At 44.4% G+C, this 15435-nt stretch carries 12 protein-coding genes, 1 rRNA gene and 1 pseudogene; 8 read left to right on the plus strand and 6 right to left on the minus strand.

The window, feature by feature from the left end; genetic code table 11:
* Positions 1-85: 85 nt before the first annotated feature.
* Both QUA38_RS17620 and QUA38_RS17625 read left to right on the plus strand, forming a co-directional pair.
* A pseudogene (locus tag QUA38_RS17620) lies at positions 86-503 on the plus strand (IS1 family transposase); the annotation flags it as partial.
* A gap of 122 nt (positions 504-625) precedes the next feature.
* Positions 626-946 carry a hypothetical protein gene (locus tag QUA38_RS17625; protein WP_445305067.1) on the plus strand — a complete coding sequence of 107 codons (321 nt, stop codon included), beginning with the start codon at positions 626-628 and terminating at the stop codon, positions 944-946.
* A gap of 13 nt (positions 947-959) precedes the next feature.
* On the opposite strand, the gene QUA38_RS17630 is transcribed toward QUA38_RS17625, so the two are convergent.
* Positions 960-1832: an ABC transporter permease gene (locus QUA38_RS17630; protein ID WP_333163900.1), complete on the minus strand. Its 873-nt coding sequence runs from the start codon at positions 1830-1832 to the stop codon at positions 960-962.
* Positions 1833-2072: 240 nt separating this feature from the next.
* Between QUA38_RS17630 and QUA38_RS17635 the strand changes: the two genes are divergently transcribed.
* Entirely contained in the window at positions 2073-3401 is a 1329-nt protein-coding gene (locus QUA38_RS17635; RefSeq protein ID WP_333163903.1) for a pitrilysin family protein, read from the plus strand.
* Positions 3402-3898: 497 nt separating this feature from the next.
* On the plus strand, positions 3899-4933 hold the full coding sequence (locus tag QUA38_RS17640; RefSeq protein WP_333163905.1) for a C39 family peptidase: 1035 nt from the start codon (positions 3899-3901) through the stop codon (positions 4931-4933).
* 186 nt (positions 4934-5119) lie between these two features.
* Here the strand turns inward: QUA38_RS17640 and nadC are convergent, their stop codons facing one another.
* Positions 5120-5983 carry a carboxylating nicotinate-nucleotide diphosphorylase gene (gene nadC, locus QUA38_RS17645; protein WP_333163908.1) on the minus strand — a complete coding sequence of 288 codons (864 nt, stop codon included), beginning with the start codon at positions 5981-5983 and terminating at the stop codon, positions 5120-5122.
* A 387-nt stretch (positions 5984-6370) separates the two neighbouring features.
* Between nadC and QUA38_RS17650 the strand changes: the two genes are divergently transcribed.
* Together QUA38_RS17650 and QUA38_RS17655 are read left to right on the plus strand one after the other, a co-directional pair.
* Complete coding sequence (locus QUA38_RS17650; RefSeq protein ID WP_333163910.1) at positions 6371-8779, plus strand: hypothetical protein; 2409 nt, start codon at positions 6371-6373, stop codon at positions 8777-8779.
* A 187-nt stretch (positions 8780-8966) separates the two neighbouring features.
* Positions 8967-9122, plus strand: coding sequence for a hypothetical protein (locus QUA38_RS17655; RefSeq protein WP_333163911.1), 156 nt, complete (start codon positions 8967-8969; stop codon positions 9120-9122).
* A 231-nt stretch (positions 9123-9353) separates the two neighbouring features.
* On the opposite strand, the gene QUA38_RS17660 is transcribed toward QUA38_RS17655, so the two are convergent.
* From QUA38_RS17660 to sufR, 4 genes are all read right to left on the minus strand, one after another.
* Positions 9354-10919, minus strand: coding sequence for a cytochrome P450 (locus tag QUA38_RS17660; RefSeq protein ID WP_333163913.1), 1566 nt, complete (start codon positions 10917-10919; stop codon positions 9354-9356).
* A 280-nt stretch (positions 10920-11199) separates the two neighbouring features.
* Positions 11200-11316, minus strand: a 5S ribosomal RNA gene (gene rrf / locus QUA38_RS17665).
* A 196-nt stretch (positions 11317-11512) separates the two neighbouring features.
* Positions 11513-11920: a hypothetical protein gene (locus QUA38_RS17670; protein WP_333163915.1), complete on the minus strand. Its 408-nt coding sequence runs from the start codon at positions 11918-11920 to the stop codon at positions 11513-11515.
* A 223-nt stretch (positions 11921-12143) separates the two neighbouring features.
* Positions 12144-12848 (minus strand): iron-sulfur cluster biosynthesis transcriptional regulator SufR, encoded by a 705-nt coding sequence (gene sufR, locus QUA38_RS17675; protein ID WP_333163917.1) that lies wholly within the window; start codon positions 12846-12848, stop codon positions 12144-12146.
* Between the two features lie 186 nt (positions 12849-13034).
* Here sufR and sufB point away from each other — a divergent pair, with 186 nt between their 5' ends.
* Positions 13035-14474 (plus strand): Fe-S cluster assembly protein SufB, encoded by a 1440-nt coding sequence (gene sufB / locus QUA38_RS17680; protein WP_333051992.1) that lies wholly within the window; start codon positions 13035-13037, stop codon positions 14472-14474.
* 281 nt (positions 14475-14755) lie between these two features.
* A partial coding sequence (gene sufC / locus QUA38_RS17685) for a Fe-S cluster assembly ATPase SufC (protein ID WP_333163918.1) occupies positions 14756-15435 on the plus strand: 680 nt, incomplete at its 3' end.

A 15435-nucleotide genomic window follows, 5' to 3' on the forward strand; every position in this document is an offset into this window, starting at 1 on the left:
TAATCAGTGGTTTGACTCATTTCTATTGGTGGCCGGAGGCAAAAGCTTAATCATGGTTAATTAACCGGACATAATATTATAGGTAGATGAAATGTGGTCAATTGTCAAAAACAAGCGAAAAAAGCAATGGATCTGGATAGCTTTCGATCGAAGTACCCGTAAAATTGTTGGACTTTATATTGAAGAGCGCTCAAAAAAATCTGCGTCCATGCTCTGGCAATCTTTACCTCCTGTCTATAGACAATGTGCTGTTTGTTATACTGATTTTTGGGAATCTTATTCAGAAGTGCTACCTTTTAAAAGACATCGACCTGTAGGTAAAGAATCGGGAAAAACCAGCCATATTGAAAGACTTAATAATACTTTACGGCAGCGAATTTCTCGTTTGGTCGGTAAAACCTTGTCTTTGTCTAAAAAACTGCTTTCACCATATTGGGGCAATTTTTAACTGTGAACCTCACTATAATTTTTGCATAAGAAAAGGATATTTTTACTGTGCATGACTACCAACGCTAGTTTATGTAGAGAGCCAAAAGCTTGATTATCATTACTATGCAGGAATACCAAAATACTATTGATTATTTTGCGAAACTATAACTGAAAAAAGCTGCAACATGGTTCAGACATTCGCGGTATCGCCCTCGAAGGCATTCCAGAGGAACAGGTTAACCCCACCCCGGAAATGGCGACAATTTTGGGTCAAGCTTTTGTGAGTTGGCTGGTGCAAAAAGTCAATAAATCAGTCGCAGAATTAACGATCGCGATCGGGCGCGACAGCCGCCTATCCGGGCCAATCTTAATGCAGCCAGTCATAGCGGGTATCACCTCAGTCGGCAGCCCAGGCTACGACTTTGAAATGGCTTCAACTCCCGCCAAAAGTTTGAGCATACCTAAACAATTTTTAGAGGAGGCACAGTATGGCTCAAATACTGTGCTTGCTGCGTAAGTTCTGAATATTGCTATTTCCTTGCCGCAGCATTGGATCTGGGGTCTAAAGCGTCTCGCAGCCCGTCGCCCAAAAGATTGAAACCCAGAACAGTCAAGGTAATCAGCAAACCGGGAAACAAAATAGTCCAAGGAGAAGAAAGAGCGTATCCGCCCTTAAAAGCATCAGAAAGCATCGTCCCCAACTCAGGAACCGGCGGCTGTGCGCCCAAACCCAAAAAACCCAAACCGGCAGCTTCTAGTGTCGCCGTACCAGTCGAAAGAGTTGCTTGTACAACTAGAGGCGCGAGACTTCCCGGCAAAATGTGGCGAAAAATAATCCGCAAGTCGCTGGCGCCCAAGGCCTTGACAGCCAAAACAAATTCTTGTTCCCGCAGAGACAGCACCATACTGCGAGTTAAACGGATGTAAATCGGAATTTGCACGAGGCTGACGGCGATAATTACGCTTTGCAGGCTCGGCCCGGTGACGGTAACAACCCCGATCGCCAGTAAAATCGAAGGAAAAGCTAGCAAAATATCCGCCAAAGTGCCGATCGCAATTTCCAGCAACCCCCGAAAATACCCCGCCACCAGCCCCAAAAGCGTTCCCACAATTAAACCAGCACCCACAGAAACCAGGCTAACAAGTAAAGAGATCCCCAATCCGTGCCACACCCGCACCAACAAATCTCGCCCCAAACCGTCGGTGCCAAACCAATGTTTAGCGCTAGGAGCCACCAAGCGCGACAAATAATCTCGATCAACCGCCGAATCGTAAGGGGAAATTAGGGGTGCCAACAGTGCCGAGATCATCAGCGCTACAGTCAAAATGAAGCCGATTTTCCCCGAAGTCGATCGCCAAAATCGTTGAAAAGCTGCTGGTGGAAATACTAAGTTTTTGTTCAATCTTGGATTTTCCATCTTTTGCGGTCACCAAAAAAACTGAGGACTTGGGCAACTATTAGGATAAATTAACGATCGCGATCGCAGAAATACGTTAACAGCACTTGCTCCAGGGAGACCAAAAACTAGGTGCGTGCATTACCGTCAATATCCCATTGCATTTTTCCCCCCAAATGCCCAATGCCTGAGCTCTTCCTTAAAGACCCTTTAAGATATAGAGAACAAGATAAATATAAAAGCACAATGACATCAACCTTACTCAAAACCTCAGCTAGATCGCCCCTCAACGCCCCAACAATCCGCCATTTCCCCAACGGCCTCACCGTTATAGCCGAACACTTGCCGGTCGATGCTGTTAACCTCAGCGTGTGGCTCAATTTAGGCTCAGCCGTCGAACCAGACGACATTAACGGGATGGCTCACTTTTTAGAACACATGATTTTTAAGGGAACTCCGAGCATTCCCAGTGGCGAATTTGAGCGCGCGATCGAGCAACGCGGCGCTGTCACCAATGCTGCCACCAGCCAAGATTACACTAATTACTACATCACCACAGCTCCTAAAGATTTTGCCGAACTAGCTCCCCTGCAAGTCGATGTGTTGCTCAACGCCAGCATTCCCGACGACGCCTTCGATCGCGAAAGGCTGGTAGTCTTAGAAGAAATTAGACGATCGGAAGATAATCCCCGGCGCCGCACCTATCAGCGATCAATGGAATTAGCGTTTGAAGTCCTGCCCTACAAGCGACCGGTACTCGGCCCGACTGGCGTAATCGAACAGTTGACAGCGCAACAAATGCGGGATTTCCACAGCAGCAGATATCACCCAGGGGCCATGACAGCCGTAGCTGTAGGCAATTTGCCAGTCGAGCAACTAATAGAAATTGTCGCAGACAGTTTTGCAGCAAAAAGTACAGCACAAAACAACAACATAAATGTGCCTGCTGTCGGCAACTTTCACCCAGAACCCCAAATCCTGAACTACGGCCAAGAATCGCCGTTTACAGAAACAGTCCGCCGCGAATTTGTAGACTCTGCCCTTCAGCAAGCCCGACTGATCGTGATGTGGCGAGTGCCAGGTTTCATGGAAATGTCGGAAACTTATGCCCTCGACGTTTTGGCGACAATATTGGGTCACGGCCGCACAACTCGCTTGGTTCAGGACTTGCGGGAAGAAAAAGGGCTAGTCTCATCAATTTCGGTCAGCAACATGACTCAGCGACTTGGCGGTGTATTCTCAATTTCCGCTCAACTACCGACAGAAAACTTGGCAGCAGTGGAAGCTGCCATCGTCCAACACATCCGCACTCTCCAAACCGAACTGGTGACAGATGCCGAAATTTCCCGCATCCGCACTCAAGTAGCAAATCGGTTTATCTTTGGTAACGAAACTCCGAGCGATCGAGCAAATTTGTACGGTTACTATCAGTCGATGGTAGGAGATATCGCTCCCGCCCTCAACTATTCCGCCTGCATCCAAGCTCAGACTGCTGAGGATCTCCGAGAAGCCGCCGTCAAATATCTGTCTCCCGACGCGATGGGTGTTGTGGTAATTCGTCCCGACGAAGCATAAATTGGACATCGCCTCAACAGGGCAATTCTCCCATCCCTCTGCTTTTGAGCCATCCAACGGCATTCGGCATTCGGCAGAAACAATGTCAACGCGCACGAGGGATTTTTAGTCAATAGTGCGTGAAATTCGATCGACCCGCGCCTTGAAGGTTTTGTGTCAAATAATTAATATGAAGCCTTTAAGGTACGGGCTATCGGCAAAATTACCGTAATTTTATGAGACGAGAAACTGGGAATTATTGACGAGTCAGCAATTTAGTCTAGGGAAACCGGATCGATCGGCGATCGTAATTCTAAAATCGTAATTCTAAAATCTAAAATCTAAAATCTAAAATCGATTGCTCGGTAAAATTACCGTAATTTTATGAGACGATAAACTGGGAATTATGGACGAGCAAGCAATTTAGTCTAGGGAAACCGGATTTATCGGCGATCGTAATTCTAAAATCTAAAATCTAAAATCTAGAATCTAAAATCGATTGACAGGGGCACGCAAGCATGAAATTACAAAACTTTCTCCACTCAAAAATTAGGTACGATGCCAAAGCAATTGCTGCAGACGACGAACTCAGTGGCCAAATTCAAAGCCGCCTCATTGACCTGGGTTTACTGAAACCTCCCGTAGACGCAATTTTTGGTCCTCTCTCTACCGCCACACTCCACCGATTTCAAACTCTGATGAAGTGCGGCGAACCGGGTTTTTTGGGAGCAGTCACAGCCAAAAAGCTGATCGAAACCAAACCAGAGGACATTCCCACAAATCCCCTGATCCTGAAAACCCTTAGAGACACCATTTTTAAATCAAAACCGCTGGCATCTTCTCAACTTCAGGACTCGGAAAAACAAGTAATACCAGCCGGAAAAGAGTTTGAGATCCTGGCTTTTGCTCCGGCTCGCGGTCACATCAGAGTTGCTCTGCGCAACGACTCTTTCAAAGGTTCAGGGATTTGGTATGTTTTCGGAGCACACGCTCAAATTAGTCAAGACAGCGTTCTGTTTTTTCCGAAACCAAATCCCCCAACGGTCAGGCTTGGCATTCCTTATAAATCGCAAATGGATAACTTGAACAATCCTACAGGTTCTTGCAATGTAACTTCATTAGCGATGTGTATGGACTTTTTGAAGGTGCCACGGCGCAAACAAACTGGGCAATATGAAGACGAACTTTACGAATATGCGATCGCCAAAGGTTACAGTCGCTGGGACCCCTACGATTTAGCAAAGATTGTTAGAGATTACGGCGCTCAAGATTTCTTTACCGAGAATGCAACTGTTGATGACGTTCAAGATTGGCTCGCCAGCGGAAATCCCGCTGTCATCCACGGATACTTCACGTCTTTCGGTCACATTATAGTGGCATCAGGCTACGACAGCGAGGGATTCTTTGTTCACGATCCCTATGGTGAGTGGTTCCGAAGTGGCTACGATACAAGTGTCAGCGGTGCTTACTTGCACTATACTTACCGCTTAATCCGCAGCCTCTGTATGCCTGACGGGAATTTTTGGGTTCATTTTATCTCAAATCATTGTTAAGAGTCATTAGCCATTAGTCAGTAGTCATTAGCTAAGAGATAAGTTGCATCTGGAATTATGCGGCGATTCAAATCGCTTAAGAGTCAAACGAAGTCCGAGCAGAGGGAGGCTAAAGAGTAGAAGGGTTATGAAAGCTAGATTTGGTATTAGCCATATTTTCTATCACTAATGACTGCTGACTAATGACTAATGACTCTGAATTTTCATACTCAAATCCAGCCAAGTCGATCGCGTAATCGGAGCACTGGTAGAAATATAGTCCACTCCGGTTTCCGCTACACTTCTAATTGTTTCTAAAGTAACATTGCCGGAAGCTTCAATTTTTACCCGATCGCTCTTTTGGCGAATTAGTGCCACAGCCTGCCGCATCAAATCAAAGGACATATTATCTAACATGATAATATCGGCTTTGTGCTGCAAAGCTGCCTCTACTTCGGCGAGAGTTTCCGTTTCGACTTCGATTGTCAGCGGATAGGGGATAGAATTGCGAATTAGGGCGATCGCCTCTGCAATTCCCCCAGCCGCCGCAATGTGATTGTCTTTAATCATCACCGCGTCATCTAATCCCATCCGGTGATTGCAAGCACCGCCGACTTGAGTTGCGTATTTTTCCAACAATCTCAATCCCGGCGTTGTCTTGCGTGTATCCACCAATTGCACAGGCAAATCGGCAATTTTGTCAACATATTTCTGAGTTAAAGTAGCGATGCCGCTCAAACGCATTGCCAAGTTTAAAGCTACTCTTTCTCCAGTTAGCAGCGCATCGAAATTACCGGAAATCTCGGCGATTACTTCTCCTTTTTCGCACAGTTTCCCTTCTGGTACTTGGGAGATGAAACTGAGGCCGCTGTCTAAAAGTTTAAATGTGCGATCGGCAATTGGCAATCCGGCAATGACTCCAGCTTCTTTGACAATCCATTTAGCAGTACCCTGGATGCTGTTTGCGGGAAATAAGGCTGATGTTGTGCGATCGCCCCTACCGATATCTTCTAGTAGCCAGTTGTGCAATAGGGAGTCTAAAACTATCCAAGGCGGTAATATTGCTGTCATATTTTTGTCGGTTGTTATATCAAGATGATATCTACTAGGAAGAATAGTCGATCGGGTAATTTTAGGCAAGTTGCAAAATAATCTGACCACGCGGATGTCCTTGTTGGCTTAATTACAGTTTGCTCAACAGGCGCAGTTTTGTAGTCAATCACCTGTTGACAAAGTTGGGTGTCGCTGATTTAATAGAGTGAGTTTGCTTTGTCGCAAGGAAAATTAGGGCCAAAGAAACAAGCTCATCTGATTTATGAGCAAGCAGAGGCTTTGGGGTGGGCCACTAGGGCTAAGGGTAAGTTTGCTAGTAAATTTGGAAGTAACGAACTTGATAAATTAGAGTTCGGATTTGATTATTTCGCCTAAAAACTGCATTCAAGCTACAAATACTCAGTTATGACTCACCTAAATATTTCTCCTCTCAACCGTCGCTCTTTTCTTAGTTATGTTGCTTTAGGTACTTTGGGTTTATTGACAAAAGACTTGCTTGATCCAGCTAGCGCTATGGCTGATAGCGAGGGATTAGGCAAAAATTTCTCTACCTTGGAGAACTATCATATTTTTGTTCCTTATACCACAGCCCGAGTAGGAGGAAAGCAAACTTTTACTTTGCGATCTGGAGAACCTTGTCAGGTAGCAATTCCCTCCAAAACCCAAGATAGCCAAGAGATTACCATCAAAGGGCGCGGTCAAGACGGTAAAGATATTACTGTAGTTTTGCATACCTTATACGATAGACAACTCGGAATAAAAGAGGAAATTTATCAAGAAATTGACAAAAATACGCAATTTATCGAAGAAGCAAGCAAAGCGAAATGCAAATTTGTTTATGAGCAAATCGAGGATGGTGAGTATATTAACGATGTGATTGGCTTGGATTTGCTTGATTATGTGATCTCCTCCTCAAAGCTAGACAAAAAAATTAAAGAGCGTTACGAAATCGCCAGTAACAATTCGCGCTTACTAGGAACTGAGCAAGCCATTGAAATGGCATTAAGTCAATCTAAACTAACTGAAGCAGAAAAGAAACTAATTAGAGGGACTTTTGCCTCCGTCCGTGCCGGCGAACCGGTTCCTGACTTTAAGGCGCTCACAGATATTGACTCAATTGTTGCCGCGTCGGCACTGCCTTTAGAAATCAAGCAGAAACACTTTTTAGCCAGTACCAATTCAACAGCCTTAACAGTGGACTTCATTCTTGTCAAACTGATCGAGGAAAACGAAAAATTAACTCCCGCTCAACCGAAAAATTACCTGTCAATTTATCAGCAGGTACGTGCTGGAAAAAGAGTAGAAGATGCCGCAACTTTAAAATCCCTAGACTCATTCATCAGTAATGCTGAAATTCCCGAAAATGCTAAAGTTGTTTACTCAATAGCAAGGACACAGAATTTAGAGAATCAAGTTGATTCTGGTAAAATAATTTATGATTTTGTCCAAGCTGTTGTAGAATTCCAAGAACTGATCGATGATGCTAAAGATGCTAAAGATGCTGCTAAAAAAGCAGGAGCAGCAATTGTTCCACTAGCTACGAAAATACTAAGTCTACTTGGAGTAGAAACAGCAACAGGTGTCACTATTAGCAGTTTATCTGGGGCGGCTGCAACCAACGCGACTTTAGCTGTTTTAGGTGGTGGTTCTGTCGCGGCTGGTGGTTTAGGAATGCTGGGTGGTTTAGCAGTAGTAACAGGAGGAGCCGCGCTAATAGGAGCCGCAGGAATACTGTCTATTGCGTTAGGTTCAGAAATCGATAGCGAAGACCAAAAAAATCTGGGAATTGCAATTGGTACAGGAACAATCGCCGGTACTGCAACTGTTTTAGCTGTTTGGACTGCTGCGACTGCTTTGGAAGTAGCCGGTACATTGTCTGGTGCTGCTGCTATTACTGCCACTATTTCGGCTCTTGGGGGACTCGGTTTAATCACGGGTGGTACTGGTCTTGTTGCAGGGGGTACAGCAATTGTGATTTGGTCAGTGTTCAAATCTGGAAAGACACGCGATTCATCGGAGCTGCACCTGTTAGAAACTCGGAGTTACACCTATGCTGAAGATATCATTGCGGATGATTTAGGAGAATTTTTACAAAAGAATGTAAGTCCAAAAAATGGCATTAAAGATGGAATTTCTGCTCCTAATATTCCAGTAGATAAACTATCCAAAGCGCTGTCTTCATGGCTATCTCTTGACTCTGGAGAAAAAGTAATCGCTTTGATAGACAACAGTTTTTTTAAGGATGCAAAAGAGGGGGTTGTATTTACAAACGCAAAAATAGCTTGGAAAATAATTCTTTCAGATGCTCATGCCATTAACTATGAAAATTTAGCAAAATTTGTCAAGACGGAAAGCAAATTAACTTCACTGCTATCTGACGCGAAGCAGAAACAGGAGTTGTCTAACTTGAAAAAGGTAGTAGATATTTTGTCAGACGATAAATATTCTACCAATTTATCTAAGTTGCAAGAGTTAGTAACTCTAGTGGGGAGTGACAAAAACTTATCGGATCTGGTTTCTAATGAGAAGTATAAAAACAAGTTGCCACAATTAAAAAATGCAGTAGCTATTTTATCAGACGAGAAGTACAGTCAGAACTTATCTAAGTTGAAAGATGTTGTAGAGGTCTTATCTAATGAACCCGATGTAGTAAAATTTTTCTCGTCGCAATTAGTGTCACTGTTATCTGACGAGAACTATACCAATGACTTGTCTAGGTTAAAAGAATTAGTAGATAGGTTTCAAAATGAATCTGACAAGGACAATTTCACTAAATTGCTTCGACAAATTGGTCAAAAATATAGCACAGTTTAGGTAGCAACTTTGGCCCGCGATTCTGGCTATGAAGAAGGCGGAAGGCGATCGCCCACTATTGACTGCTAAAATTAAGGGCGATCGCTTGTTATGATTGTATTAAAATAAAAACGACTGGAATGGGCAATTATTATGACTATTCCTGATATTACGATCGCCCTTATTGCACCAACTTCCCCAATCATTTTTGCCCGAAATCAATGACTTCCTCGACTTTGTGATGCACAAGCACCAAAATAGAATAGCTGAACCCAAAGTCCCACACGATATTGCTAAAGCTTGGGCAAAATGGTTTGAGGAGGTCGATCGCTACTTACAACAAAATTGTGTGTACCGCATATAAATGGAATATGCTGTATCTACTTCAATCTCCTCCAAAGCTGGTTGAAGATGTTTCCGATTCCGCAATTATCTTTGGGATTTCCTAGGCTGATTTCTTTGATGAATTTCTTTCCCATTCCTATTTCTCAAACGAATTTTACCCCTGATTACCTATTTTCCTCTGCTTATAGTGACAGAAGAGCGCTAATCCGGCTATCTTGTATATTCCTAAAAATTGCGGTGTTTGAAAGGTTTAGGCTGCGTTTCTCTCTCGAAAGCGTACTGGCATTCGATCTGACGGATAAATTAACAGGTTTTGCTGTAATTGTTCGAGAGAAGAACGACCGTTGACTAGCTCCCAATCGAAGTGGCGCACCAATAATGCTAACATCATCGTTCCTTCCAGCATTGATAGATGCTCTCCTAAACAACGATGCGAGCCTGAGCCAAAGTCTATCATTGGCAGTGAACTTGTTTCCTTATTCTTGTCTAACCAACGTTCCGGCAGAAATTCCTCTGGATGAGCATAAACTTCTGGATCTCTTCCGGCTGCAAGCATTGACCAGGACACTCTCGTCCCACGCGGAATCACTGTACCCTCAATCATAGTATCCCGTTGAGCCTCTAATGTAGTTGAGCCGGAGGCAACTGAATAAAGCCGCAGTGTTTCTTTGATAATGGCACGAATATAAGCTAATTCTTTGAGGTTTTCTAGGTTAATCTCGCTTTGTTTTTGCCAAGCTTGGTCAACGATATCTCGTGCTTGTTGAAATACTCTTGGATTTAAGCTCAATTCGCCAAGTGCAAAGGATAAAGTATGGGCTGTGGTGTCAGTCCCAGCTATTAAGAGTTCAATCGATTCTGATATTAAGGTTTCGCGATCATATTTGGGTTCTTTAGCCGCGATTTTGACTAGCATTGATTCCCTAAACAAACTACTGACTTGTGGGAAATCAGTTTGATTTTGTTCTCTCATCTGTAAAGCTAAGTCTACGCGGGGAGTAAGGAATTCCGTTAAATATCGCCTTGCTGCCCAATAATCCCGTGAATTCTGAGTTGGCAAGTATTTCATCCATATTTTCTCCCCTGTAGCTTGTCGCAGGAATCGATAACCTACAACAGACATCGCTTCGTACACATTGCTAACTTCCAGGGGAGGTCCTTCCTGACTGGTACTATTTCTATCTACAGGAATACCTAGTACAAGAGAGGATATCACCCTCATTGTTAGTTCCACAAACAGAGGATCTACTTCCACTTCTTTTGGGGGTGCAACTTGTTTGACCGTCTCAATGACTTGTTCACAAGCTTGGCTAATTATTTCCAGATATTTGGAAAGATTGCTCGAACTAAATTCCGGATTCCAAGCCTTGCGTCGCCACTGCCACTCGGTTCCCGTTTCTCCGAGCATAATAGAACCACTGATATCGTTCCATGCTTCGCGTAATTGCTTGGGTCTAATTAAGCTACCATCTCTCATTCCATTAATAATGGTATCTTCAATTACTTTTGGTTTACTTAAAATCACAACTGGAATCCTGCCATTCCAGATGACATACATCGGGCCTAGCTGCTGGCTCCAATCAAAGGATTGCTGAAATAATTTCTTCTGTTTTACTGCGGTTAATATTTGTGGCAGATTTCCTAATACCCAGTATTGGGGAGGCGAAGGGAGTGATTTTAGCGATTTATACCTTTCCTTTTCTTTCCACCATCGCCAACTCAGTACAGAGGCTATGCTAGTAACGCCTAATACTATTCCTAAATATGAGAAAAAGTCAGAAGAACTATTTATTTGAGAAGTAATGCTTTGAAACATAAATCTGCCCAAGTCCATAGTTTTTTATTACCCATATACTACCTTGAAATGGAGATTAAGTAAGTCAACTTAATTAAATATAAAACGTTCGACTTGGTAATTGCCTGATGTGGCTCTAGCATTAAGTCCTTTAATGATGGCCTGGGATAATTCGTACTCGTCTTCAAATACGCAACAAGCTCTGGACTTACGCACTTGTCATATTATAAACATCTGTAACTCCCCAAAAAACTAAAGCCCTTTTCCGTTGTTGCGGGAAAAGAGCTTTAATTTATTATTAACCTGGCACTGAGCTATTTTACCGGGCAGTGACCCGCCGAGTATCTTCGCCATAGCAACGTTTAACAACCGAGTTCGGGATGGATCGGAGTGGTTCCATTACATCATAAGCACCAGGAAAGCTTTGAAAACTTTTAATCCTGTGTCTGCGTTCAGTTTGATGCGCTGCATCTCTTTCGCTCGACTTAATTACCTTATCAAGTTTCCCCCTGTCTGTCAACCCCTTTGTCAAAAGTTTTTTGTGAGCGCCCGAAACAGCCCCCAATAGCCGAGTTTGACGTATTATTTGCCAGTGTTGCCGATCGACCTTTAACTCACAAGTCCAAAAACGCCGCCGCGGTTCCCTGTTCTCTGCGAATCTTCCCGTCCTTTACAAACCAGGCCACAACCTGCTTAACTGTTAATTGTTCGATCCCGATCTGGGCTTCTGTCGCAATTTGCCTCAAAGGCCGCAAGGACGCCACCACCAAATTTGTAAAAAAGTTTTCAAAACTAGCATCAAGTTCCATCGACCCTTTAATACTCTCATCATTCTTAATCCAATCCATCACCTGCCCATTAGTCACTTCAGCCACCGGCAAACCAGTCTCCCCAGCAATTTGCTTGAGCACCCTCAAAGCATAAATTGCCACTCGTGCCGAAAACTTTTCCTTTGACGACAGCAGCGCCATATCAACTTCCGCACACTCTTCCGGCTTTAAAAAATCTGCTAGCGGTTCCATAGTTATTAGTTACTTGTTATTTGTTTATTTGTTATTGGTAATCGGTAAAAACATCTATGCGTGTATCGGTGTCAAAAGCCGTATCGTGCTGTTGGTAATCGGTAAAAGCAAAAAACACCCATCCGTGTATCCGTGTCAAAATCCGTGTAGTGCTGTCGGTAATTGGTAAAAGCAAAAAACACCCATCCGTGTATCCGTGTCAAAATCCGTGTAATGCCTTCCCTCATCCTTCTTCCTTCTTCCTTCTTCCTTCTTCCTTCCTTCTTGCAATCAAATAACCGCAGCGGTGTTCCCCATTTATAATCCAGTGAGTCCGCTCCACAGTACAGTCCGGCAACACCCCCGCAAACATTTCCAACTCATTGCCACACACACTCGGAAAAGTTTCAGCAACATTAGAAATCGCGCAGTTGTGTTCCATCAACACAAATCGATCGCCCTTAACGTTGCGATCGCACATCCCAACCTCTACAGATTCTACAGGATAACACTCAGCCATATAACCTTCAGCCCTGCGGAGTTCCACCAACTTAGTCACCCGCTCTTCCAGCGAACCTGCACCCACTAGCCGCCGGTAGTCCATAGCCTTGCGCTGCCACTGTTTTCGCAAGATAGTAATCACTTGCTCGCGGCCGACGGTTTCCGCCAACGTATCCAGGAAAGAGACTGCAAAATCACCGTAACGATTCGGGAATCGATCGCGCCCCTGACTGGTAAGCTCATAAATGTGCTGCGGCCGCCCCATCCCAGCCTGAACCGACTGATACTGAATCAGCCCCTCCGCTTCCAAATCCTTCAAATGACGGCGAATCGCCTGCGGACTGATATCCAAAGACTCCGCCAACTCAAGAGCCGTCCCCTGCCCCCCCTTGAGCAAATATTGCAGGATGTCTTGTTTCGTGGAAGTCTGCTGAGTAGTCTCCATCATCTTCACAAAAAATTATTAATTTGACTTTGACAATATCACTGTTGTTAATGTAGCTTAAAATATACTAAAGCAACAAATCTGTTGTTTAACTTCCCAGAGCAGCGCCCAGAACTCGCCGGGCCCCCGACAGTTCCACGTCTGCCATCTTTGAGAGACATATCCAGAACACTCGAAAGCGCAAAATTAATGAGCTCTACAGTCACAACCCTAGTCAACCAGCCCTATAAATACGGTTTCGTCACCGACATCGAGTCAGACACCATCCCCCGTGGCTTGAGCGAAGATGTAGTCCGCCTGATTTCCGCCAAGAAAAACGAACCGGAATTCATGCTGCAATTCCGCCTCAAAGCATACCGGAAGTGGCTGACAATGACCGAGCCCACCTGGCCCCACGTCAACTATCCCGCGATCGACTACCAACAAATTATCTACTATTCCGCGCCCAAACAAAAGCCCAAAAAGCTCAACAGTTTGGATGAAGTTGACCCGACACTGTTAGAAACCTTTGAGAAATTAGGAATTCCCCTCTCCGAGCAAAAGCGCCTCGGAAATGTCGCAGTTGACGCCGTTTTCGACAGCGTTTCAATTGCCACAACATTTAGAGAAAAGTTAGCCAAAGATGGTGTTATTTTCTGTTCCATTTCAGAAGCCGTCAAAGATTATCCCGAACTAATAGAAAAATATCTCGGCAGCGTCGTACCAGTCGGGGACAACTTTTTCGCAGCCCTCAACTCCGCCGTATTCAGCGACGGTTCCTTTGTTTACATTCCCAAAGGCGTCAAATGCCCGATGGAATTGTCAACCTATTTCCGCATCAACAACGGAGATTCCGGCCAGTTTGAGCGCACTTTAATTGTCGCAGAAGAAAACAGTTCTGTGTCTTACCTAGAAGGCTGCACCGCGCCGATGTTTGACACCAATCAACTGCACGCCGCCGTCGTGGAATTGGTAACAATGGACAATGCCGATATCAAATACTCCACAGTGCAAAACTGGTACGCTGGTGACGCCAACGGCAAAGGCGGTATTTACAACTTCGTGACGAAACGCGGTTTGTGTCAAGGAGTCAATTCTAAGATTTCTTGGACACAAGTAGAAACCGGTTCCGCGATCACTTGGAAATATCCCAGTTGCGTTTTAGTCGGCGACAATTCGGTGGGCGAATTCTACTCGGTAGCGTTGACAAACAACAAACAGCAAGCTGACACCGGAACCAAAATGATCCACGTTGGCAAAAACACTCGCAGCACGATTATTTCTAAGGGCATTTCTGCGGGAAATTCATCTAATAGCTATCGCGGCTTGGTAAAAATGGGGCCGAACGCTAAAGGCTCTCGCAATTACTCTCAGTGTGATTCCATGCTGATTGGCGACAACGCTCAAGCGAATACTTTCCCTTATATTCAAGTGCAGAATCATACTGCTAAAGTGGAACACGAAGCTTCTACTTCTAAGATTGGGGAAGAGCAATTGTTCTTCTTCGCACAGCGGGGAATTTCCGCAGAAAATGCTATTTCCATGATGATTAGCGGTTTCTGTAAAGATGTTTTCAATCAGTTACCGATGGAATTTGCGGCGGAAGCTGATAAGCTGTTGAGTCTGAAACTGGAAGGAAGTGTCGGATAATTTTCGCGGCCGATAAACCCTTCCAGGCCGAGTCCATCGGTGACAACTTAAGCTCCCCGTCCGCCAGGAAATGAATTCCTTGGCTAATAGCTAAACTCCTCTAAACAGGACTAATGAGTTTAAAATTTTCTTCTCAGTCCTCTTCAGAGGACTTTAGCTTTGAGACAGGGAATTCATTCCCTGGCGGACTATCGGTTTAACGTTAAATTGTCACCAATGGGTACAGCCTAGGAACGAGAAGAAAAAACTGTAAAGTGCATTGAGGCAAAGGAAAAAAATAGATGATTGTTGAAAATAGTCAAGTGGTGCTATCCGTCCGCGATTTAACTGCGAATGTGGAAGATACCCAAATCCTTAAGGGTTTGAATCTGGAAATTAAATCGGGTGAAATTCACGCGATTATGGGCCCCAACGGCTCCGGAAAAAGCACTTTATCCAAGATATTAGCGGGCCATCCTGCTTATACAGTAACGGGTGGAGAAGTTACTTTTCTGGGGCAGAACCTGCTGGAGTTACCGCCGGAAGAACGCTCTTTGGCTGGCGTTTTCCTTGCATTCCAATATCCTTTAGAAATTCCCGGCGTTAGCAATCTGGATTTCTTGCGCGTGGCTTACAACTCTCACCGCAAACATCGCGGGTTGGAAGAATTGGATGCTTTTGATTTCCAAGATTTAATCGAGGATAAGCTGGATATTGTCAAGATGAATGATTCTTTTTTAGGCCGCAGCGTTAATGAGGGTTTTTCCGGTGGCGAGAAAAAGCGGAATGAGATTTTGCAAATGGCGTTGTTGGAACCGAAGTTAGCTATTTTAGACGAGACTGATTCGGGTTTGGATATCGATGCTCTCAAGATTGTCGCCGGCGGTGTGAATCAGTTGTCAAATGCTGAAAATTCGATGTTGGTGATTACTCACTATCAGCGGTTGCTGAATTACATTATTCCTGATTTTATTCACGTCAT

The sequence above is a fragment of the Microcoleus sp. Pol12B4 genome (genome assembly GCF_036701385.1).
Lineage (GTDB): Bacteria > Cyanobacteriota > Cyanobacteriia > Cyanobacteriales > Microcoleaceae > Microcoleus.